Origin of the sequence: Paraburkholderia sp. EG286A, from assembly GCF_040965375.1 — a bacterium.
GTDB lineage: Bacteria > Pseudomonadota > Gammaproteobacteria > Burkholderiales > Burkholderiaceae > Paraburkholderia.
The window spans coordinates 1-318 of the sequence record NZ_JBFRCB010000046.1; the positions used below are offsets into that span (position 1 = coordinate 1).

Annotated in this window: 1 protein-coding gene; it reads right to left on the minus strand. The window is 71.4% G+C overall.

Features of this window, described 5'->3' with window-relative positions:
• Positions 1-318, minus strand: a 318-nt coding sequence (locus AB4Y35_RS42180) for a type VI secretion system baseplate subunit TssF (RefSeq protein WP_368708806.1), incomplete at both ends; no start/stop codon positions are given.

The following is a 318-nucleotide window of genomic DNA, read 5'->3' on the forward strand; positions in this document are numbered from 1 at the left end:
GAGCCGTCGCGCACCGACGGCAGGCGCAGTCCGACCGATGCGATCTGGCGCGTGAGCGCCGCGTACAGCGCGGCGGCGGCAGGCCGGTCGCCATGCAGGTACAGGCGGATACGCGACAGGTCGACAGGTTCTCGCTGGTCTCCGAACCAGAGGCCGAACGCCAGGCGGATGACCGTGCGCCCGTCGGAGCTTACTGCCACCGCCGCATCCTCGACCGAGAGCGGCAGCAGCTCGACTGCCTGCGTCGTGCGGAACGGGCACTGCACCTGATCGGGACCGACCGGTGCCGAGCGCACCACGGCCCCGGCGGGAATCTGT